General features: G+C 72.2%; 17 protein-coding genes. 16 read left to right on the top strand and 1 reads right to left on the bottom strand.

Annotated features, from left to right (window positions below; all coding sequences use genetic code 11):
- Positions 1 to 17: 17 nt before the first annotated feature.
- From IE206_RS10380 to IE206_RS10355, 6 genes are all read left to right on the top strand, one after another.
- A complete protein-coding gene (locus tag IE206_RS10380) occupies positions 18 to 1214 on the top strand; it encodes a TadA family conjugal transfer-associated ATPase (protein WP_189961907.1) in 1197 nt (398 codons plus the stop codon).
- Complete coding sequence (locus IE206_RS10375; RefSeq protein WP_373300899.1) at positions 1211 to 2089, top strand: type II secretion system F family protein; 879 nt, start codon at positions 1211 to 1213, stop codon at positions 2087 to 2089. The genes IE206_RS10380 and IE206_RS10375 overlap by 4 nt, the downstream gene beginning before the upstream one ends.
- Entirely contained in the window at positions 2086 to 2880 is a 795-nt protein-coding gene (locus IE206_RS10370; RefSeq protein ID WP_189961755.1) for a type II secretion system F family protein, read from the top strand. Before IE206_RS10375 ends, IE206_RS10370 begins: the two co-directional genes overlap by 4 nt.
- Positions 2881 to 2970: 90 nt before the next feature.
- Positions 2971 to 3204 (top strand): DUF4244 domain-containing protein, encoded by a 234-nt coding sequence (locus IE206_RS10365; RefSeq protein WP_189961754.1) that lies wholly within the window; start codon positions 2971 to 2973, stop codon positions 3202 to 3204.
- 34 nt (positions 3205 to 3238) lie between these two features.
- Positions 3239 to 3568, top strand: coding sequence for a TadE family type IV pilus minor pilin (locus IE206_RS10360; protein WP_189961753.1), 330 nt, complete (start codon positions 3239 to 3241; stop codon positions 3566 to 3568).
- Between the two features lie 44 nt (positions 3569 to 3612).
- The gene (locus IE206_RS10355) at positions 3613 to 4044 is read left to right on the top strand and encodes an Rv3654c family TadE-like protein (protein WP_226598553.1); all 432 of its coding nucleotides are present in this window, start codon (positions 3613 to 3615) and stop codon (positions 4042 to 4044) included.
- Here the strand turns inward: IE206_RS10355 and sftH are convergent.
- Complete coding sequence (gene sftH, locus IE206_RS10350) at positions 3986 to 6463, bottom strand: DEAD/DEAH box helicase (protein WP_189961752.1); 2478 nt, start codon at positions 6461 to 6463, stop codon at positions 3986 to 3988. The two genes, IE206_RS10355 and sftH, sit on opposite strands and share 59 nt — an antisense overlap.
- 79 nt (positions 6464 to 6542) lie before the next feature.
- Between sftH and IE206_RS10345 the strand changes: the two genes are divergently transcribed.
- The 10 genes from IE206_RS10345 (at position 6543) to IE206_RS10300 (ending at position 21410) form a co-directional block, all read left to right on the top strand.
- A complete protein-coding gene (locus tag IE206_RS10345) occupies positions 6543 to 6896 on the top strand; it encodes an STAS domain-containing protein (protein ID WP_053728100.1) in 354 nt (117 codons plus the stop codon).
- A 105-nt stretch (positions 6897 to 7001) separates the two neighbouring features.
- Positions 7002 to 7451 (top strand): ATP-binding protein, encoded by a 450-nt coding sequence (locus tag IE206_RS10340; RefSeq protein ID WP_189961751.1) that lies wholly within the window; start codon positions 7002 to 7004, stop codon positions 7449 to 7451.
- A gap of 262 nt (positions 7452 to 7713) precedes the next feature.
- Positions 7714 to 10107 (top strand): sodium-translocating pyrophosphatase, encoded by a 2394-nt coding sequence (locus IE206_RS10335; protein ID WP_189961750.1) that lies wholly within the window; start codon positions 7714 to 7716, stop codon positions 10105 to 10107.
- A 168-nt stretch (positions 10108 to 10275) separates the two neighbouring features.
- Positions 10276 to 10935: a small secreted protein gene (locus tag IE206_RS10330; RefSeq protein WP_189961749.1), complete on the top strand. Its 660-nt coding sequence runs from the start codon at positions 10276 to 10278 to the stop codon at positions 10933 to 10935.
- A 97-nt stretch (positions 10936 to 11032) separates the two neighbouring features.
- Entirely contained in the window at positions 11033 to 12532 is a 1500-nt protein-coding gene (locus tag IE206_RS10325) for a DUF7059 domain-containing protein (RefSeq protein WP_189961748.1), read from the top strand.
- Positions 12533 to 12748: 216 nt separating this feature from the next.
- Positions 12749 to 13153 carry a hypothetical protein gene (locus IE206_RS10320; RefSeq protein WP_189961747.1) on the top strand — a complete coding sequence of 135 codons (405 nt, stop codon included), beginning with the start codon at positions 12749 to 12751 and terminating at the stop codon, positions 13151 to 13153.
- Positions 13154 to 13228: 75 nt separating this feature from the next.
- Entirely contained in the window at positions 13229 to 13444 is a 216-nt protein-coding gene (locus IE206_RS10315; RefSeq protein WP_226598554.1) for a hypothetical protein, read from the top strand.
- Between the two features lie 188 nt (positions 13445 to 13632).
- The gene (topA, locus tag IE206_RS10310; RefSeq protein ID WP_189961746.1) at positions 13633 to 16470 is read left to right on the top strand and encodes a type I DNA topoisomerase; all 2838 of its coding nucleotides are present in this window, start codon (positions 13633 to 13635) and stop codon (positions 16468 to 16470) included.
- A 140-nt stretch (positions 16471 to 16610) separates the two neighbouring features.
- On the top strand, positions 16611 to 19916 hold the full coding sequence (tmk, locus tag IE206_RS10305) for a dTMP kinase (protein ID WP_189961745.1): 3306 nt from the start codon (positions 16611 to 16613) through the stop codon (positions 19914 to 19916).
- A gap of 288 nt (positions 19917 to 20204) precedes the next feature.
- Positions 20205 to 21410, top strand: coding sequence for a DNA polymerase III subunit delta' (locus IE206_RS10300; RefSeq protein WP_189961904.1), 1206 nt, complete (start codon positions 20205 to 20207; stop codon positions 21408 to 21410).
- Positions 21411 to 21487: the final 77 nt, after the last annotated feature.

The following is a 21487-nucleotide window of genomic DNA, read 5'->3' as shown; positions in this document are numbered from 1 at the left end:
CCTCCTTGAGTGCGTCGATGCCGGCCGCCGGCGGGGCGCGCCCCAGCAGGGCGCCGGTACAGGGCGCGGGCCCGCCGCTGCTCGACGCCGTACGGCAGCGCCTTGCCGAGAGCGGGGCCGAGCCCACCCCGGCCAGGGTCGCGGCCGCGCTGCGCGCTCAGGGGCGGTTGCTCGGCGACGCCGAAGTACTCGGCGGGGCCGAGGAGTTGCGGTCCGAGCTGGTCGGGACGGGGCCTCTTGAGCCCCTGCTCGCCGACCCGGAGGTCACGGACGTCCTGGTCTCGGCGCCCGACCGGGTGTGGGTGGACCGGGGCGGCGGGCTGGAGCTGACCGGGGTCCGCTTCGTCGACGCGGCGGCGGTGCGCCGGCTCGCCCAGCGCCTCGCCGCGGTGGCGGGACGCCGGCTCGACGACGCCCGGCCCTGGGTGGACGCCCGGCTGCCGGACGGCACCCGGATGCATGCCGTCCTGGAGCCGGTCGCCGTCGGCTCGGCCTGTCTCGCGCTGCGCGTGGTGCGGCCGAGGGCGTTCTCGCTGGCCGAGCTCGCCGAGGCGGGCACGGTGCCGCCCGATGGTGAGCGGATGCTGCGGGCGTTGATCGAAGCCCGGGTGTCGTTCCTGGTGAGCGGCGGCACGGGCACCGGCAAGACCACGCTTCTGTCCACCCTGCTCGGCCTGGTCGGAAAGGGCGAACGGATCGTACTGGCCGAGGATTCGGCCGAGTTGAGGCCCGACCATCCGCATGTGGTGCGCCTCGAATCACGGCCCGCCAACCAGGAGGGCGCGGGTCTGGTGACCCTGCGGGACCTGGTGCGCCAGGCCCTGCGGATGCGGCCGGACCGGCTGGTCGTGGGCGAGGTGCGGGGCGCCGAAGTGACGGATCTGCTGGGGGCTCTGAACACGGGCCACGAGGGAGGTTGTGGGACGGTCCATGCCAATTCCGCCGCAGATGTACCGGCCCGTCTTGAAGCGCTGGGCACGGCGGCCGGGCTCGACCGGGCCGCGCTGCACAGCCAGTTGGGGGCCGCGCTGTCGGTGGTGGTCCATCTCGTACGCGATCGGGATGGGCAGCGCCGGATCGCCGAGGTGCGCGTCCTGGAGCGCGACGCGGCGGGGCTGGTGGTGACGGTGCCCGCGCTGCGGTGGGGCGCGGCGGGGTTCGAGCGCGACTCGGGCTGGGAGCGGCTGCGGGCGCTGGTCGGGGGTGCGTGGTGACGGATCTTCAGGTGGGGCTGCCCGCTTGGGCGGCGATGTGCGCGGGGGCGGCCGCCTGGATGTGGGCCGGGCAGGACCAGGGGATGCGGCGGGCCCGGCTGATGTTCGCGGGAGCCGGAAGCGCCGCCGGGGACGGCGCTTCCGGGGCGTCGCCTCTCGGGCGGTTGCTCGAGGGGATGCGGGGCCGGGCGCGGTGGCGGATGGAGTGGCTGTGCCTGCCGCTGGGTCTTGTGCTCGCCGTCCTGGGCGGATCGGTGCTCCCGCTGGTCGTAGGGGCGGTGGCAGTGCCCTTGGTGGGGCGGCGGCTGCGGGCCCGGGAGCGCGAGCGGGCCAGGGCACGGCGGGCCGACGAGGTGATCGCCTGGTGCGCCGCCGTGGCGGGGGAGCTGCGAGCAGGCCGTCAGCCCGGCCAGGCGCTGGCCGCGGCCGCCCGGGACACGGCGGCCCTGGGCACGGCGACGGCCTCCGTGGTGGCGGCCGCGAAGTTCGGCGGCGATGTGCCGGGGGCGTTGCGCGAGGCGGCCAGGGAGCCGGGCGCCGAGGGCCTCGCCGGGGTCGCCGCGTGCTGGCAGGTCGCGGTGGACGGCGGGGCGGGGCTCGCCTCCGGCCTGGAACGCCTGGAGAGCGCGCTGCGGGCGGAACGGGAGCAACAGGAAGCACTCGGCTCCGAGTTGGCCGGCCCCCGCACCACCGTGCTTCTCCTCGCCCTCCTGCCGGCTCTGGGGCTTGTACTCGGCACGGCGATGGGCGCGAGCCCGCTGCGGGTGCTGCTGCACAGCCCGGCCGGGCTCGGCTGCCTGCTGGTGGCCGCGGTTCTGGAGACCGCAGGGGTGTGGTGGGCGGCGCGGATCGTACGGGCCGGGGAGGGGCGATGAGCCTGTGGTCGCCGGAGGTTGTCCACAGGCTGGGGGCGGCGGTGGGGGTGGTTGCCCTAGTCCTGTGGACGGTGCTGGGCGTGGCGCGGCGCCATGAGGAGCGCAGGGTGCGGCGCCGGACGGCCGCACTGCTGGCCCTCGAGGCGCTCACCCTGCCCTCGCGCCGCAAATGGAGCCCGGCGTGGACGGCCCGAGCCAAGCGCGGGGGAGCCCCGCTCGGGGCGTTGGCGGCCGGCTATGTACTGGTCGGCGGGATCGGGGGCGTACTGGCGGGACTGGCGGCGGCGTACGGGGCCTGGGTGTGGGGGCGTCGGCGCCGGGCCCGAGGGGAGGGGGACGGTGCGCCCCGGGCGGCGCCCCGCGAACTTCCGCTCGCGGCAGACCTGTTGGCCGCCTGTCTCGCGGCCGGGGCCGGGCCGCGCGAGGCGGCGGGGGCGGTCGGGGCCTCATTGGAAGGGCCCGTCGGCGCACGGCTCGGCAAGGTCGCCGCCGAGCTGCGCATGGGCGGTGAACCGGCTGACGCGTGGGGGCGGTTGGGGGCGATGCCGGGCGCGGCCGAGCTGGCCCGCTGCCTGGAGCGGGCGGCTTCATCGGGGGCTCCCGCGGCGGGGCCCGTCGCGAGGGTGGCCGAGCGCTGCCGGGCCGAACGGACCCGCGAGGCATCGGCGCGGGCCAGACGAGCGGGCGTACTGATCACCGGTCCCCTGGGCCTCTGCTTCCTCCCGGCTTTCCTCGCGGCGGGGGTTGCCCCGGTGGTGATCGGGCTCGCGGGAGGGCTGCTCAGGCGGTGAAGGGGTGCACCTCGCCGAACCGCTCGGGCGACTCACCCGTACGACAGGCCCGTCATTCAACGTACGTATTAATCAAAGGAGCTGGGACTCATGGGCACGGTAATCAATCGGCAGGTCGGTGCGATGGCGCGGCGGATGCGGCTCTGGGGGCTCGCGCTGCGGCGCAGGGTGCGGGGGGACGCGGGGATGACGACCTCCGAGTACGCCGTGGGCACCCTCGCGGCGTGCGCCTTCGCGGCGATTCTGTACAAGGTCGTCACCAGTGGCGGGGTTGTGTCGGCGCTGACCCAGCTGATCACCAGGGCGCTCGATGTGCAGTTCTGAGCGCGGACGGCGGTGGCGGGGCGACCGGGGGTTCGTGACGGCCGAGACGGCCGTGGCGATTCCTGCCCTGGTCGGGTTCGCGCTGGCGCTGCTCTGGGCGCTGACGGCGGCCTCGGCGGAGATCCGGTGTGTGGACGCGGCCCGGGCCGGGGCGCGCGCGGCGGCCCGCTCGGAGCCGGAGGCCGTGGCCGTGGCGGCGGCCAGGTCGGCGGCACCCAAGGGCGCCACGGTCACGGTGCGGCGGGCCGGGGAGCTGTGGCGGGTCCGGGTGGAGTCCGCCACGCCCGGTCCGCACCACCTGGCCGTGACGCTGAGCGCCGAGGCCGCGGCACTGGCCGAGGACACGGTGGGGGAGGGCTCGTGAACCGGCGGATGCGGGGTCTTGCGGACCGGCGGACGGGAGGTCGCGTGAGCCGGTGGGTCCGAGACCCTGTGGAGGGGCTGGGCAGAGCTCTGCACAACCGATGTACGCAGGAACGGAGTTGCGCCGACCGGGGCTCCGCCACCGTGTGGGTGGCGCTCACGGCCGCCACGATGTGCGCCGTGTTCGCGGCCGTGCTGTGCCTCGGCCAGGCGGTGGCTGCCCGGCACCGGGCCGGAGGCGCCGCCGACCTGGCCGCGCTCGCGGCGGCCGACCGGGCCCTGTGGGGCTCGCCGGATGCCTGCGCCAAGGCTACCGAGGTGGCCCGGGCCCAGGGCGCGGAGATGGTGCGCTGCACGGTGTCCGGAGAGATCGCGGACGTACGGGTGCGGGCGAGGTTCGGCCCGTACGCGCCGAGCGTCAGGGCCCGGGCGGGGCCGTCTCCGGCTCTTCGGGGGCTCCCCGCAGCAGTTCCGTGAGGAGGCGGACGGCGCCGCGTTTGTGCAGCGGGTCGTTGCCGTTGCCGCACTTGGGCGACTGGATGCAGGACGGGCAGCCGGCCTCGCACTCGCAGGACGCGATTGCCTCGCGCGTCGCGGCCAGCCAGCGCGCGGCGGTGTGGAAGGCGCGCTCGGCGAAACCGGCGCCGCCCGGGTTGCCGTCGTACACGAAGACCGTGGGCAGCAGGGTGTCCGGGTGCAGCGGCACGGAGACGCCGCCGATGTCCCAGCGGTCGCAGGTGGCGAAGAGCGGCAGCATTCCGATGGAGGCGTGCTCGGCGGCGTGCAGGGCGCCGCCGAGGATCTCCGGGTTGATGCGGGCGGCGTCGAGCTGGTCTTCGGTGACGGTCCACCACACGGCCCGGGTGCGCAGGGTGCGGGGCGGCAGGTCGAGCTTGGTCTCGCCGAGCACCTCGCCGGTGATGAGTTTGCGGCGCAGGAAGGAGACGACCTGGTTGGTGACTTCGACGGAGCCGTAGCAGAGGCGGCCGGCTCCCCACGGGATCTCGGTGTCGGTCGAGAGGACGGAGATGGAGGTGGTGTCCCTGGCAACGGTCGAATAGGGCGGGCTCGCCTCCTCGACGAGGGCGGCGGAATCCTCCAGGTCCAGGCGTTCCACCAGGTACGTACGGCCCTGGTGGAGGTGGACGGCGCCGTCGTGGACGGTGGTGTGGGCGGCGGACGCGTCGACCGTGCCGAGCAGCCGTCCCGTCGAGGCCTCGACCACCTGGACCGGGCGGCCGCCACCGCCCCGGATGTCGGTGAGGTCGGCGGCCCGCTCGCGGCGGGTCCAGAACCATCCGTTGCTGCGGCGCCGGAGCAGTCCCGCCTGCTCCAGCTGGGGCATGAGTTCCGGGCTCGCGGGGCCGAACAGTTCCAGGTCGGACTCGGTGAGCGGGAGTTCCGCCGCCGCCGCGCACAGGTGGGGGGCCAGGACGTACGGGTTGTCCGGGTCGAGCACGGTGGACTCGACGGGTTGCTGGAACAGCGCCTCGGGGTGGTGGACGAGGTAGGTGTCCAGCGGGTCGTCGCGGGCGATCAGGACGGCCAGGGCGCCCTGGCCCGAGCGCCCGGCCCGGCCCGCCTGCTGCCACAGCGAGGCCCGGGTGCCCGGGTACCCCGCGATCAGGACGGCGTCGAGGCCCGAGACGTCGATGCCGAGTTCCAGGGCGGTGGTGGCGGCCAGGCCCAGGAGCTCGCCGGAGTGCAGGGCCTGCTCCAGGGCGCGGCGCTCCTCGGGGAGGTAGCCGCCCCGGTAGGCGGCGACACGCCGAGCGAGGGTCCGGTCGACCTCGTACAGGCGCTCCTGGGTGATGACGGAGATCAGTTCCGCGCCGCGCCGGGAGCGGACGAAGGCGACCGTGCGGACCCCCTGCACGGCCAGGTCGGTGAGGAGGTCGGCGGTCTCGGCGATGGCGGTGCGGCGCACCGGGGCGCCCTTCTCGCCGGCCAGCTCGGTGAGCGGGGGCTCCCACAGGGCGAAGACCAGCTCGCCGCGCGGGGAGGCGTCGTCGGCGACCTCGACGACGGGCAGGCCGGTCAGGCGGCCCGCGGCGACGGCGGGCTCGGCGGCCGTGGCCGAGGCGAGCAGGAAGACCGGATCGGCGCCGTAGCGGGCGCACAGGCGGCGCAGACGGCGCAGGACCTGGGCGACGTGGGAGCCGAAGACGCCGCGGTAGGTGTGGCACTCGTCGATGACGACATAGCGCAGGGCGCGCAGGAAGGAGGCCCACCTGGGGTGGGAGGGCAGGATGCCCAGGTGCAGCATGTCCGGATTGGTGAGGACGTAGTTGGCGTACTGGCGTACCCATTCGCGTTCCTCGACCGGGGTGTCCCCGTCGTACACGGCGGGCCGGACCGCGTTGCCCAGCGGGGCCGCGAGGGCCTTCACCGAGCGGCGCTGGTCGGCGGCCAGGGCCTTGGTCGGGGCGAGGTACAGCGCGGTCGCGCCGCGGCCGTTGGGGGCCTCGGAGCCGTCCAGGAGCGTGCTGAGGACGGGCGCCAGGTAGGCGAGCGACTTGCCGGAGGCGGTGCCGGTGGCGATCACCACCGACTCGCCGTTCAGGGCGTGCTCGGCGGCGGTGGCCTGATGGGCCCAGGGATGCTCGACGCCGGCGCCCTGAATGGCGTTGATCACTTCCGGGCGGATGAGGTGTGGCCAGACTGCATGACGGCCCGCGCGCGGGGGCAAGTGCTCCGTATGAGTGATGCGCGCAGCCCGGTCTGCCCCTGCGGTGAGCCGGTCGAGGACCGTGCCGGGGTCGGGTCGTTCACCCGTGCTGTCGGCGGGTGTTCTGGGGCGCTGTTTCCTGGCCATCGGCACCGAGTGTGTCACTGGCGTAGCGGACAATGGTCCCAAGGCGTCGTGCATGGCTGCTGGTAAGTGATTGAATGCCATCGCGGCTGGCGATCCGTTCTCTGGCTCCGCCGGGGAGACTCAGGGGGCGGCCGCTCGATAGCAAGGTGCTGGAGGATCCGTGGACCTGTCCCTGTCGACTCGCAATGTGTCCGGCCCTGGTGGCGACCGTACGGTCGTCGAGGTCGGTGGCGAGATTGATGTGTATACCGCGCCCAAGCTGCGCGAGCAGTTGGTCGAGTTGGTGAACGACGGCAGCTACCACCTGGTTGTCGACATGGAGGGCGTGGACTTCCTCGACTCCACCGGCCTGGGTGTGCTCGTCGGTGGGCTCAAGCGCGTGCGCGCGCACGAGGGCTCGCTGCGCCTGGTCTGCAACCAGGAGCGCATTTTGAAGATCTTCCGGATCACTGGGCTCACCAAGGTGTTCCCGATCCACGGCTCGGTCGACGAGGCCGTCAACGCGACCGACTGACGGTGGCCGTCCTTCGACGGCTCCGGAGGAAGGACAGGGGCGCCGGGCGGCATTGTGGCCCGGGGCCCCTGAGATGTACGCCCGTACGTTCGAGGGGGATCGCCAATGGCCACCGTTGAACTCCGTTTCAGTGCCCAGCCCGAGCACGTCAGGACGGCCCGTCTGGTGGCGGCCGCCGTGGCGCGCCGGGCCGGGGTCGACGAGGCAGTGCTCGACGAGGTCAGACTCGCCGTCGGCGAGGCGTGCAGCCGTGCCGTGGGGCTGCACCGCTCGCACGGCATCGATGCCCCCGTCCGCGTCGTCCTGACCGAGGAGGAGAAGCTGTTCTCCATCGAGGTCGGCGACGAGGTGCCGGGGTCGGGTGTCGGCGCCTCGGCGGTGCCGGGGGTGCGCGGCGGCCCGGCGCCGGACGACGAGCTCGACGACGGCGCGGAGGATGAAATGGGCCTCGCTGTCATCAGTGGGCTTGTGGACGATGTGGAGGTCACCTCCGGCGAGTCCGGTGGTGTCATCCGGATGAGCTGGCCGACCACACCGGCCACGGTGCTTCCCTGATCCACTTCTTTTCGATATTGGGACGGGCCCTGCTGAGCAGGGCCTTTTTCATTTTCCGGGCAAGATTTCCGGGCCCCGTACCTAGATCGTCGATCAAGCGTCAATGCTTTTGCCCCATTACCGCTTTCGGGGGCATTCTCGTGACCGGATCTCTCTCTGATGAGCCGATGAAGGTCAATTCCATTTGCGGCGCCCTGTTTTGATCGTGTTCCGCTACCTACAATCCGTCCACATCTTGAGCTCTGAGCGTCAAGGAGGACGAATGGCGGGGCTCTTCAACCCAACGGAACTCGACCACCCCACATCCCTGGCTGCCGCGGTACTGACCGACGGCAACCGAATGATCGTGATCGTCATCGCGGCTGTCGCGCTGGCGGCCCTGATCGTCGCGCAATTGCTGGTGCGCCAGGTCCTCGCCGCGGGCGAGGGCACCGATTCGATGAAGAAGATCGCGGCTGCCGTGCAGGAAGGCGCAAATGCCTATCTGACCCGGCAGTTGCGCACCCTCGGCATCTTCGCCGTCGTGGTGTTCTTCCTGCTGTTCCTGCTGCCATCCGACAACTGGTCGCAGCGCGTAGGCCGTTCCGTGTTCTTCCTGATCGGCGCCGTCTTCTCGGCGACGACTGGATACATCGGGATGCGCCTCGCCGTGCGCGCGAATGTGCGCGTCGCGGCCGCCGCCCGGGAGGCGACTCCCTCGGAAGGCGAACCCGAAAAGGATCTCACCGCGGTCTCCCACAAGGCCATGAAGATCGCTTTCCGTACCGGCGGCGTCGTCGGCATGTTCACGGTGGGCCTCGGCCTGCTCGGCGCCTCGGTCGTCGTGCTCGTGTACGCGGCCGACGCGCCCAAGGTCCTGGAGGGCTTCGGCCTCGGTGCGGCCCTGATCGCGATGTTCATGCGTGTCGGCGGCGGCATCTTCACCAAGGCCGCCGACGTCGGCGCCGACCTGGTCGGCAAGGTCGAACAGGGCATCCCCGAGGACGACCCGCGCAACGCCGCCACCATCGCGGACAACGTGGGCGACAACGTCGGCGACTGCGCCGGCATGGCGGCCGACCTGTTCGAGTCGTACGCCGTGACCCTGGTCGCGGCGCTGATCCTCGGCAAGGCGGCGTTCGGCGACTCGGGCCTCGCCTTCCCGCTGATCGTCCCGGCGATCGGCGTGGTCACCGCGATGATCGGCATCTTCGCGGTCGCCCCGCGGCGCGCCGACCGCAGCGGAATGTCGGCCATCAACCGCGGCTTCTTCATCTCCGCGGTGATCTCGATGGTCCTGGTGGCCGTCGCGGTCTTCGTCTATCTGCCGTCTTCGTACGCCAAGTTGAACGGCGTCACGGACGACGTGATCAAGGGTCACGAGGGCGACCCGCGGATCCTCGCGCTCGTCGCCGTCGCCATCGGCATCGTGCTCGCGGCGCTGATCCAGCAGCTGACGGGGTACTTCACCGAGACGACCCGGCGTCCTGTCAGGGACATCGGCAAGTCCTCGCTCACGGGGCCCGCCACCGTCGTCCTGGCCGGTATCTCCATCGGCCTCGAATCGGCCGTCTACACCGCCCTGTTGATCGGTCTCGGCGTGTACGGGGCCTTCCTGCTCGGCGGCACCTCGGTCATGCTCGCGCTGTTCGCGGTGGCGCTGGCCGGCACCGGTCTGCTGACCACGGTCGGCGTGATCGTCGCCATGGACACCTTCGGCCCGGTCTCCGACAACGCCCAGGGCATCGCGGAGATGTCCGGCGACGTCCAGGGCGCGGGCGCCCAGGTGCTCACCGATCTGGACGCCGTGGGCAACACCACCAAGGCCATCACCAAGGGCATCGCGATCGCCACCGCCGTACTGGCGGCCGCGGCGCTCTACGGCTCCTTCAAGGACGCCATCGGGACGGCCGTCAACGACGTCCACGCCAAGGCGGGCGAGCTCACCTTGAGCATGGACATCTCACAGCCCAACAACCTGGTCGGCCTGATGCTGGGCGCGGCGGTCGTCTTCCTCTTCTCGGGGCTCGCGATCAACGCCGTGTCCCGGTCGGCCGGTTCGGTGGTCTTCGAGGTGCGGCGGCAGTTCCGCGAGCACCCGGGGATCATGGACTACACCGAGCAGCCGGAGTACGGGCGAGTCGTCGACATCTGCACGAAGGACGCGCTCCGCGAGCTGGCAACCCCCGGCCTGCTCGCGGTGCTCGCGCCCATCGCGGTCGGCTTCACCCTCGGCGTCGGAGCCCTCGGCTCCTACCTCGCGGGCGCGATCGGCACCGGCACCCTGATGGCGGTCTTCCTCGCCAACTCGGGCGGCGCCTGGGACAACGCCAAGAAGCTGGTCGAGGACGGCCACTTCGGCGGCAAGGGCAGCGAGGCCCACGCCGCCACCGTCATCGGCGACACCGTCGGCGACCCCTTCAAGGACACCGCGGGCCCCGCGATCAACCCGCTGCTCAAGGTGATGAACCTGGTGGCACTCCTGATCGCGCCGGCCATCGTGAAGTTCTCCTACGGAGGCGACGCGAACCCGGCCGTACGCGGGATCGTGGCGGCGCTCGCCGTCCTCGTCATCGTCGGCGCGGTGTACGTCTCGAAGCGGCGCAGCGTGGCCGTGGGTGACGACGGCAACAACGAGCGGGTCGCGAAGTCAGTTGACCCGGCGGTGGTTTCGTAGCCGTAGGGCGGGCAAAGGGCGGGCGGACGGTGGGGTTTGACACACCGTCCGCCCGTTCTGCTTGGTGCAAATGGCTGCAATAGGGGGCAGATCACACGTACGGCAAGCGTTTGTCGCCCACTTGGCGTGTATGTTCCGGGGCCGAGAGCCTTGGAAGGGACCAAACCGGTGAACAAGAAGCTTGCAGCCGCACTGTCCGGCGGTGCGGTACTGATGCTGACGTTGTCGGGCTGCAGCGACGACTCCAACAAGAAGGTCGACGACTGGGCGAAGACCTTCTGCAACACGGCCCAGCCCCAGTTCAAGAAGATCACCGACGCCAACGCCGCCATCCAGGCGCAGACGCGTGACGACAGCAAGCCGGCCGACGTGCAGAAGACCGACTCGGCCGCCTTCCAGCAGATCTCGGACGCCTACAAGGCGCTGGGCGCCGCCGTCGACAAGGCCGGTGCTCCGCCGGTCAAGGACGGCGCCACCACCCAGCAGGAGGCCGTCAAGGAACTGAACGCCTCCTCCGTGTCGTACGCGAACCTCAAGAAGAAGGTCGACGCGCTCAACGCCGGCGACCAGGCGGCGTTCGCCAAGGGCCTGGAGGACATCGCGACCGAGCTCGGCAAGATCAGCTCGACGGGTGACGCCTCCCTGAAGAAGCTGGAGTCCGGCGACATCGGAAAGGCCATGCAGAAGCAGCCCGGCTGCCAGAAGCAGACGCCGTCCGCCCCGGCGCCCTCCGGTTCGGGAGCGGGCGCCCCGGCCGCGTCGTCCTCGCCCTCGGGTTCCGCATCGCCGTCCGGCGCGGCCTCGTCCTCGGCGAGCCCGAAGTCGTAGTCGTAGGCGCCCTCGATCGTGGCCCGGCTCCCCCCAACGGGGGCCGGGCCACGGCCGTGATGGGGTGATTGTCAGCGGCAGCGGCCACAATGGCCGGGTGAGTACGACCAGTCTTCCCGCGCCCGATCACGCAGCCCGCCTGCGTGACGCCCTGCTCGCCGCCGCCTTCACCGCCGACGGCCTGCTCGACCTGCTCGGCGCGCCCGCGTACGCCGCGCTGGCCCGCAGCGAGACCGTCCCCGCCCTGCGCGCCACCCGCGGCGAGGCGCCGCTCGACACGCTGGTGCGGCTGTTCCTGCTCCAGCAGCCCGTCGCGTACGAGAGCGCCCGTGCGGCCCTGCCGCTGGAGGAGGCCCTCGCGGACGGCTGGGTGGTCCGCGACGGCGACGAGGTGCGGGCCACGGTGGACGTGCGGCCCTACGGCGGGCCCGAGGGGCAGGACTGGTTCATCGTCTCCGACCTGGGCTGCGCGGTCGGCGGCGCGGGCGGGGCGAGCGGCCGCGACGAGGCCATGGTGCTCGGCGTCGGCGGCGCCTCCACGACGCTGGCCGGCATCACGGTCCGGCGGCCCGTGGGCTCCGCCCTCGATCTCGGCACCGGCTCCGGCATCCAGGCGCTGCACGCCGCCCAGCACGCCACCCGGGTCACCGCCACCGACCTGAACGCGCGCGCGCTCGACTTCACCCGGCTCACCCTCGCCCTGTCCGGCGCGCCGGAGGCCGAGCTGCGGACGGGCTCGCTGTACGAGCCGGTGGGCGAGGAGACGTACGACCTGATCGTGTCCAACCCGCCGTTCGTGATCTCGCCCGGTGCCCGGCTCACCTACCGGGACGGCGGAATGGGCGGGGACGATCTGTGCCGCACGCTCGTTCAGCAGGCGGGGGAGCGGCTCAACCCCGGCGGGTACGCCCAGTTCCTGGCCAACTGGCAGCACGTCGAGGGCGAGGAGTGGCAGGACCGGCTCCGCTCCTGGGTCCCGCGCGGCTGCGACGCCTGGATCGTGCAGCGCGAGGTCCAGGACATCACCCAGTACGCCGAGCTGTGGCTGCGCGACGCCGGGGACCACCACACCGACCCGGCCCGGTACGCGGAGCGCTACGAGGCGTGGCTGGACGAGTTCGAGGCGCGCAAGACCAGGGCGGTCGGCTTCGGCTGGATCACCCTGCGCCGCACGGACAGCGAGCAGCCGTCCATCGTGGCCGAGGAGTGGCCGCACCCGGTCGAGCAGCCGCTCGGCGACGCCGTGCACGCGCACTTCGAGCGGCAGGACTATCTGCGCCGCCACGACGACGCGGCGCTGCTCGCCGACCGGTTCCGCCTGGCCGACGAGGTGGTGCAGGAGCAGGTGGGGCTGCCGGGCGCGGAGGACCCGGAGCACGTGGTGCTGCGGCAGAACCGCGGCATGCGCCGGGCCACCAAGGTGGACACGGTGGGCGCCGGATTCGCGGGCGTCTGCGACGGGCAGCTGCCGGCCGGACGGATCCTGGACGCGATCGCCCAGCTGATCGACGAGGACCCGGTGCGACTGCGGGACCGTACGCCTGAGGCGATCCGGCTCCTGGTCGAGCAGGGCTTCCTGGAGCCGGTGGCGGAGTAGCCCGAGGAGGGAGGCGGCACGGGGGACATCCACCGGGCCTATGGGAACGGCGCGTTGACCGGCGCAGGGCCGAGCATGCGACGGCTCGACGAGGCCGAAGTCCTGGTCGGGGCGTGGACGTTCGAGACGGCGGGGATTGGCTCGGGATACCGCTCGGCTCGGCGCCCTGCGGCTGCGCAGCCGCGTGGACGGGGCGCCGTGCCAGGGCAGTTGGCCTTGGTCCGCCGACCACGCCCCGCCGGTCCGCCGACCACCGTCGGCCACGCCGACCCGGCTCAGCGCGATGCCGTCGTCGCCCGCTCGGCCTCCGGGCTCGCGCTCGGCGTGCCCGGCCTGCGCATGCGGGAGGCGTTCCCCGTATCGAATGTGGCCAGTTCCGCCCTGCTGCTCGCCGGAGCGAACGTGCCCCGGCAGTCGCGGCCAGGGTGGACGCGTACGACGGGTGACGTACTGCAGTCGGCCCGACGGCGCATTCCAGCCGTCCCTCTCCGCATTGATGGAGTGCGGCAGGCGGCGGGCCACGCCCGAGGTGATGTGACGCTCGACGCCCCTGTGACGTACGACGCCTCGACGGGCTCTGACGACAGGGCGGATCTGGCTGAAATGTGCATGATCGGGTGACCGTTCACCCGGCGTTCTCCGGAATGCGGCCCCGGCTCTGTCTGGGAGTGCCGCGCCGTGACCAGGATCGCGCGCATGAACGCAATGGGTGGGACCGAGACGGGGCCGGCCGTCTTCGCGGGAACGGTGTTCGTGCTGTTCGGGGGCGCTCTGCTGCTGTGGACGGCATCCTGCGTGCGCCGCCGCACGCCGGTCGCACACGGCGTCTCCCCGGTCGCCTCGGCCGTGCTGTCGAGCGCCTTCGGCGCGGCCTTCCTCATGCTCGGCCTCTGGTGCTTCGCCCGAATCTAGACTTAAAGGGGACGAAACGCTTTTCGGAAGGCTTCGGGACGGTCCGGGCGGCAGGATCGCGGTAAGTCGGGTTACCGTTCGAGTGGCCGCTGCGGGCTTTTGCTGTTTGACACGGGGGCGGGTTGTACCGTCACACTCCGCAGCGTCATGTACTGACACCCGAGTGCCGACCGGAGAGAAGAGCGAAGTTGTCCCCGACCAGCGAGACCGCAAAGGGCGGCCGCCGACTCGTCATCGTCGAGTCTCCTGCCAAGGCGAAGACGATCAAGGGCTACCTCGGCCCCGGTTATGTCGTCGAGGCGAGCGTCGGGCACATCCGCGACCTGCCGAACGGCGCCGCCGAGGTGCCCGAGAAGTACACCGGCGAGGTGCGCCGTCTCGGCGTGGACGTCGAGCACGACTTCCAGCCGATCTACGTCGTCAACGCCGACAAGAAGGCCCAGGTCAGGAAGCTCAAGGAGCTCCTCGCCGAGTCCGACGAACTCTTCCTCGCCACCGATGAGGACCGCGAGGGCGAAGCCATCGCGTGGCACCTGCAGGAAGTTCTGAAGCCCAAGGTCCCGGTTCACCGGATGGTCTTCCACGAGATCACCAAGGACGCGATCCGCGACGCCGTCGCCAACCCGCGCGAGCTCAACCAGCGCATGGTCGACGCCCAGGAGACCCGCCGCATCCTCGACCGCCTCTACGGCTACGAGGTCTCGCCGGTCCTGTGGAAGAAGGTCATGCCGCGGCTGTCCGCCGGGCGCGTCCAGTCCGTGGCCACCCGACTCGTCGTGGAGCGGGAACGCGAGCGCATCGCGTTTCGTTCTGCTGAGTACTGGGACCTGACCGGGACGTTCTCCACCGGCCGGGCGGGCGACGCCTCCGACCCGTCCACGCTGGTGGCACGGCTCAACACGGTCGACGGCCGGCGCGTGGCGCAGGGCCGCGACTTCGGTCCCGACGGACAACTCAAGAGTGACGTCCTGCACCTGGACGAGGCGAACGCGCGGGCCCTGGCCGCAGCGCTCGCCGACTCCTCCTTCGCCGTGCGCTCGGTGGAGTCCAAGCCCTACCGCCGCTCGCCGTACGCCCCGTTCCGTACGACGACGATGCAGCAGGAGGCCTCGCGCAAGCTGGGCTTCGGCGCCAAGGCGACCATGCAGGTCGCCCAGAAGCTGTACGAGAACGGCTTCATCACCTATATGCGTACGGACTCCACGACGCTGTCCGACACGGCCATCGCGGCCGCCCGGGCCCAGGTGACGCAGCTGTACGGCGCCGACTACCTGCCGGACAAGCCGCGTACGTACGCCGGGAAGGTCAAGAACGCGCAGGAGGCGCACGAGGCGATCCGCCCTTCGGGTGATCGTTTCCGCACCCCGGCCGAGACGGGCCTGACCGGCGATCAGTTCCGGCTCTACGAGCTGATCTGGAAGCGGACCGTCGCCTCCCAGATGAAGGACGCGGTCGGCAACTCGGTGACCGTGAAGATCGCGGGGCGGGCGAGCGACGGCCGGCAGGCCGAGTTCACCGCCTCCGGTAAGACGATCACCTTCCACGGCTTCATGAAGGCCTACGTCGAAGGCGCGGACGACCCGAACGCCGAGCTCGACGACCGCGAGCGCCGACTGCCGCAGGTGGCCGAGGGCGACTCCCTGTCGTCCGAGGAGATCTCGGTGGACGGCCACGCCACCAAGCCGCCGGCCCGCTACACCGAGGCCTCGCTGGTCAAGGAGCTGGAAGAGCGCGAGATCGGGCGTCCTTCGACGTACGCCTCGATCATCGGCACGATCCTGGACCGCGGGTATGTGTTCAAGAAGGGCACGGCGCTCGTCCCGTCGTTCCTGAGCTTCGCCGTGGTCAACCTCCTGGAGAAGCACTTCGGCCGCCTCGTCGACTACGACTTCACCGCCAAGATGGAGGACGACCTCGACCGCATCGCGCGGGGCGAGGCCCAGGCGGTGCCGTGGCTCAAGCGCTTCTACTTCGGCGAGGGTGACGCGGCGACGGGCGGTGCCGCCTCGGCCGCCGGCAACGGCGACGGGGACCACCTCGGCGGGCTCAAGGAGCTCGTCACCGACCTCGGTGCGATCGACGCCCGCGAGATCTCCTCGTTCCCCGTCGGCGAGGGCATCGTGCTGCGCGTCGGCCGCTACGGCCCGTACGTCGAGCGCGGCGAGAAGGACTCCGAGGGCCACCAGCGTGCGGACGTCCCGGACGACCTGGCGCCCGACGAGCTGACCGTCGAGTACGCGGAGGAGCTGCTCGCCAAGCCGAGCGGCGACTTCGAGCTGGGCGCGGACCCCGTGAGCGGCCACCAGATCGTCGCCAAGGACGGGCGTTACGGCCCGTACGTCACCGAGATCCTGCCCGAGGGCACGCCGAAGACCGGCAAGAACGCGGTGAAGCCGCGGACCGCCTCGCTCTTCAAGTCGATGTCCCTCGACACGGTCACGCTGGACGACGCGCTCAAGCTCATGTCGCTGCCGCGCGTGGTCGGCGCCGACGCCGAGGGCGTCGAGATCACCGCGCAGAACGGGCGCTACGGGCCGTACCTGAAGAAGGGCACCGACTCGCGCTCCCTGGAGACCGAGGACCAGCTCTTCTCCATCACGCTCGAAGAGGCGCTGGCGATCTACGCCCAGCCCAAGCAGCGTGGCCGCGCCGCCGCCAAGCCGCCGCTCAAGGAGCTCGGCGTCGACCCGGTCAGCGAGAAGCCGGTCGTGGTGAAGGACGGCCGCTTCGGCCCGTACGTCACCGACGGCGAGACCAACGCGACGCTGCGGACCGCCGACAGCGTCGAGGAGATCACGCCGGAGCGCGGCTTCGAGCTGCTCGCCGAGAAGCGCGCCAAGGGCCCGGCCACGAAGGCGGCGAAGAAGGCTCCGGCGAAGAAGACCGCAGCCAAGAAGACCGCCGCGAAGAAGGCTCCGGCCAAGAAGACGGCGGCCGCGAAGAAGACCGCGGCGTCCAAGACGACCGCGGCCAAGAAGGCTCCCGCGAAGAAGACCGCGGCCAAGAAGGCCACGGCTTCGGAGTAGTCCGACGGTTGACGGGGGGCCGGGGCACACGCCCCGGCCCCCCGTTCCGCGTTGAGCCGCGGTGGAGCCCGAGTCGCGCCGTCCGCCCATATGTTCGGGCACCCCCGCGAGGACCGGCGCGCTCCGGATAGGCTGGGCGGATGACGCGAGGAGCCGAGCACCCCCCAAGCTCTGAAGGAGTCGTGAGCCCCATTTCCGACGCCCTGGCCGCAGACTCACGCGAGCGGGCCGTACGCGCCCTGCTGCGCATCCCTTCGCTGCGGCGGTTGTGGAGCGCACAGCTCGTCGGCGGGATCGGCGACACGCTCGCCGTACTCGTGACGCTGCTGCTGGCGTTGCAGGCCGCGGTGGAGCAGCAGTCCTTCGGCGGCGGATACCGGGGGGCGGCGTTCGCCGTCGCCGCGGTGCTCGGCGCCCGGGTGTTCGCGACGGTGCTCTTCGGGGCCGCGCTCCTTGGCCCGGTCTCCGCGCTGACCGCGCCGAAGGGGCCGCTCGACCGGCGCTGGACGATGGTCGGCGCCGACGGCGTACGGGCCGCACTGCTGATTGTCGCCCCGCTGTGGATCGACTGGACGCCGGCCAACGCCCTGCTCCTCATCCTCGTCACCGCGTTCCTCGCGGGAGTCGCCGAACGGTTCTGGACGGTCGCCAAGGAGAGCGCGGCGCCCGCCCTGCTGCCGGCGCCTCCTTTGGAGGGCGCCGCCGTCCGGCCGCTGCCGGACCATCTGGACGCGCTGCGCAGGCTCTCGCTGCGTACGACGTTCGTGGCGATCCCGCTGGGAGCCGCCGCCCTGCTCGTCGCGGCGCTGGTGAGCAACCTGCTCGGGACGGGCATCGACTGGTTCAAGCTGCACCAGGCCGCGCTCGGCTCCTACCTCGCCGCCGGGCTCTTCGCCGCGTCGATCTCCGTGGTCGCCCTGCTCGAACTGCCCGACACCCAGACGCCGCGGGCGCGGTCGCCGCTTGAGGGGCTGCGCAGGCCCAGCACCGGAAACGGTCCCGACAAGGGACGTACCGGCGCGGTCCCGCTGCTCGTGCTCGCCTGCGCCGCCGTTGCCGGCGCCATCGCCGCGGCCGCCTCGGTCGCCGTGCTGCACGCCGTGGACCTGGGCGGCGGCCCGGCCGCGTTCGCCCTCCTGATCCTCACACTGACCGGTGGCACGGTGCTCGGCATCCGTACCGCCGCCAAGATCCTTCCGGTGCTTTCCCGGCGCCGTCTGCTCTCCCTCGCGATCGCCGTCACCGGCGTCTCGCTGCTCGCCATGGGCCTCGTGCCGGACCTGGCCACCGTGCTGCTCATCGCGTTGTTCGCGGGCGTCGCCGCCGGTGTCGCCGCGAACACCGGACACGTACTGATCGACCAGGAGACCGAGGAGTACCGCAGGGCTCGCACCGCCGAGCACCTCCAAGCCGTCGTACGGGTCTCGATAGGGCTCGGCGCCATCGTCGCGCCGCTGCTCGCCGCGGCCATCGGCAGCCACCGCGTCGAGTCGGGCTCGTTCGTCTTCGCGCACGGCGGCGCCGGATTCACGCTGATGCTGGTCGGCGCGCTGCTCCTGCCCATGGCCGCGGTCGTCCTCGCCAAGGCCGACGACCGCCAGGGCGTCCCGCTGCGGCGCGACCTGGCCGACGCGCTGCGCGGCGCCGACCCGGCCCAGGCGCCCGCCGCGACCGGCTTCTTCATCGCCCTGGAGGGCGGCGACGGGGCAGGCAAGTCCACCCAGGCCGAGGCGCTCGCCGAGTGGATCCGGGCCAAGGGCCACGAGGTCGTCGTGACGCGTGAGCCCGGTGCGACGCCGGTGGGCAAGCGGCTGCGGTCGATCCTGCTCGATGTGTCGTCGGCCGGCCTGTCCAACCGCGCCGAGGCGCTGCTGTACGCCGCCGACCGCGCGGAGCACGTCGACTCACTGGTACGCCCCGCCCTGGAGCGCGGCGCGATCGTCATCTCGGACCGGTACATCGACTCGTCCGTTGCCTATCAGGGGGCGGGTCGTGATCTGTCGCCGACCGAAGTTGCCCGGATCAACCGGTGGGCAACTGGCGGACTTGTTCCGAATCTGACCGTTCTGCTCGATGTTTCGCCCGAAACGGCGCGCGAGCGCTTTACGGAGGCGCCGGACAGGCTGGAGTCGGAGCCGCCGGAGTTCCACGGACGGGTGAGGTCGGGGTTCCTCACCCTGGCCGCCGCCGACCCTTCGCGCTACCTGGTGGTCGACGCAGGCCAGGAGCCGGAAGCCGTCACCACGGTCGTACGCCACCGGCTCGACCAGATGCTGCCGCTCTCCGAGGCGGAGGTCAGGGCCCAGGAGGAGGCGCGGAAGAAGGCCGAGGAAGAGGCCAGGAAGCGCGCCGAGGAAGAGGCCGCACGCAAGGCCGAGGAGGAGCGCCTGGAGCGCGAGCGCCAGGCACAGCTCGCCAAGCTCCGTGCCGAGGAGGAGGAGCGCAAGCGGCGCGAGCTCGAAGAGGCGCGCCTGCGTGAGGAGGAGCGTCAGGCGGAGGAGGCCCGGCAGCGGGCCGAGGAGGCCAGGCGCCTCGCCGAGGAGGAGCGCGTACGCCGCGAGGCCGAGGAGAAGGCTCGCGCGGCCGAGCAGGAACGCCTGCGTCAGCAGGCGGAGGAGGAAGCCCGGCTGCGCGCCGAGGCGGAGGCACGCCGCCTGGAGAAGCAGCGCAAGGCCGAGGAGGCGCTGCTGCGCGCGGAAGAGGCGCGTCGGCTGGCCGAGGCCGCGGCGGTTGCCGCTGCGGCAGAAGCGGCTGCCAAGGAGGCCGGTTCGGCCGCGTCCCGTTCGGCGGGGTCGGCCGGTCCGGCTGCGGCGAACGCGTCCGGGGCGGTTGGCTCTGCAGGCTCTGGTTCCGGCGGGTCGTCGGGTTCCGCCGGTTCGTCCGGCTCGGCCCGCTCCGCCGGCTCGGCCGGTTCTGCCGATGCCTCGGAGTCGGAGATCACCGTGGAGACCCCGGTGGTCGGCCCGAATGAAGTGACCCAGTCGGTGCCGGTCGCCGAGTCCAACGAGGTCACCCAGCCCGTGCCGGTGGCCGAGCCGCATGAGGCGAGTGCGGCGGACGGTGCCAAGTCCGGGCGGGTCTCCGACGCCGAGGAGACGACGGTTCTGCCGTCGGTGCCGGACGCGGGACGGAACACCGGCCGGGACGCCCGGGCCGCCGACGAGACCGCGGTGCTGCCGCCGGTGCGCGACGCCGATCCGGCGGACCGGGTGCCGCCGGGCCTCTTCCGCGACGAGCGGGAGGCCGGGCACCACGCCGAAGGCGGCAACGAGCGCACACGCGAACTGCCGCAGATCGACCCGGAGACGGGCCAGGAGCGGCAGCGCCGGCGTTCGGACTGGGCGGAGGAGACCCCGCTGGACGATCTGCCGACGCTCGCGGACGAACTGCTCGGCCCCCGCGACGACGAGGACGACAACCCGCGCGGCGGCCGCCGCAGGCGCTGAGCGAACCGAGCGGGTCGGTTCGACCTGATTCGCCCCGAGACTGGCAGGCCAGGTCCCGCCCGGGGTGGGGTCGCCCGAAGCCCAGGCATTCGTGCTGGCACGCAGAGAAAGCTGCGTGCCGGCACGATCGTTTCGGGGGCCGGAATTTTCTAGAGTTCTGAGTGCCGCAGGACGGGCGAGCACCACCGCGCTCTCCTGACCTGTGGGGTTTTGCCCGCCGACGTCCGTTGTCAGTGGGATGGCGCACAATGGGGCGCAGCAGTGACCGCAGGTACGGAGGGGCAGTCGATGGCCGTTTGGGACGACCTGGTGGGCCAGGAGCGGGTGCAGGAGCAGCTGGGTGCCGCCGCCCGGGATGCCGATGCGCTCGTCACCGCCGAGCGTTCCGGTCAGCCGCGCCCCGAGGCATCGAAGATGACGCACGCCTGGCTGTTCACCGGCCCGCCCGGCTCGGGCGGCCCCACCGCGGCCCGCGCGTTCGCCGCGGCTCTCCAGTGCGTCAGCCCGGACCGCGCGCTCGGCGGCGCCCCGGGCTGCGGCTTCTGCGACGGATGCCATACGGCTCTGATCGGTACGCACGCCGATGTCACGGTCATCACCACCGAGGGCCTCACCATCGGCGTCAAGCAGACCCGCGAGCTGGTGCGGGGCGCCCAGATGTCGCCGTCCGGAGGCCGCTGGCAGGTGATCATCGTCGAGGACGCCGACCGGTTCACCGAGCAGGCCGCCAACGCCGTCCTCAAGGCCGTGGAGGAGCCCGCCCCGCGCACGGTGTGGCTGCTGTGCGCGCCCTCCTTGGAGGACGTGCTGCCCACCATCAAGTCCCGCTGCCGCCACCTCACCCTGCGCACACCCCCGGTCGAGGCGGTCGCCGACGTGCTGATCCGCCGCGACGGCGTCGAGCCCGAGGCCGCGTACGCGGCGGCCCGCGCCACCCAGGGGCACATCGGCCGGGCCCGCCGCCTGGCCACCGACGCCTCGGCCCGGGCCCGGCGGGCCGCGGTCCTCAAGGTGCCGCTGCGGGTCGACGACGTGGGCGGCTGCCTCAAGGCCGCGCAGGAGCTGGTCGACACCGCCGCGGAGGACGCCAAGCAGATGGCCGAGGAGGTCGACGTCAAGGAGACCGAGGAGCTCAAGGCCGCGATGGGCGGGGTCGCCGGCGGCCGCATGCCGCGCGGCACCGCCGGGGTGATGAAGGAGCTGGAGGACAGGCAGAAGCGCCGCAAGACCCGCACGCAGCGCGACAGTCTGGACCTCGCGCTCACCGAGCTGACCGGCTTCTACCGGGACGTCCTCGCACTGCAACTGGGCACCAGATCGGCCATCGCCAACGAGGACGTACGGGACGCGGTGGACCGGATCGCCCGCGCGTCAGGCCCCGAGCGCACCCTGCGCCGCATCGAGTCGATCCTGGCGTGCCGCGACGCCCTGGACCGCAACGTGGCCCCGCTCCTGGCGGTGGAGTCGATGACGCTCGCCCTGCGAGCGGGCTGAAACCGGCAGGGGTGGCCGGCCATGGGGGATGCCGGGGCGGGCGAGGTTGACGGGATCACCCGTACGAGCCGCACCGT

Origin of the sequence: Streptomyces violascens (genome assembly GCF_014649955.1) — a bacterium.
Taxonomy (GTDB): domain Bacteria; phylum Actinomycetota; class Actinomycetes; order Streptomycetales; family Streptomycetaceae; genus Streptomyces; species Streptomyces violascens.
The sequence above is the reverse complement of the archived record's forward strand: the minus strand, read 5'-3'. Positions and strand labels throughout refer to the sequence as shown.

Bases quoted from the DNA above. Each gene is read 5' to 3' on its own strand.
- IE206_RS10365 (WP_189961754.1), top strand. From the start codon at position 2,971: ATGGGCACGGTAATCAATCGGCAGGTCGGTGCGATGGCGCGGCGGATG.
- IE206_RS10340 (WP_189961751.1), top strand. From the start codon at position 7,002: ATGGCCACCGTTGAACTCCGTTTCAGTGCCCAGCCCGAGCACGTCAGG.
- IE206_RS10300 (WP_189961904.1), top strand. From the start codon at position 20,205: ATGGCCGTTTGGGACGACCTGGTGGGCCAGGAGCGGGTGCAGGAGCAG.
- sftH (WP_189961752.1), bottom strand. From the start codon at position 6,463: ATGGCATTCAATCACTTACCAGCAGCCATGCACGACGCCTTGGGACCA.
- IE206_RS10380 (WP_189961907.1), top strand. From the start codon at position 18: ATGCCGGCCGCCGGCGGGGCGCGCCCCAGCAGGGCGCCGGTACAGGGC.
- IE206_RS10315 (WP_226598554.1), top strand. From the start codon at position 13,229: ATGAACGCAATGGGTGGGACCGAGACGGGGCCGGCCGTCTTCGCGGGA.
- tmk (WP_189961745.1), top strand. From the start codon at position 16,611: ATGACGCGAGGAGCCGAGCACCCCCCAAGCTCTGAAGGAGTCGTGAGC.
- IE206_RS10335 (WP_189961750.1), top strand. From the start codon at position 7,714: ATGGCGGGGCTCTTCAACCCAACGGAACTCGACCACCCCACATCCCTG.
- IE206_RS10370 (WP_189961755.1), top strand. From the start codon at position 2,086: ATGAGCCTGTGGTCGCCGGAGGTTGTCCACAGGCTGGGGGCGGCGGTG.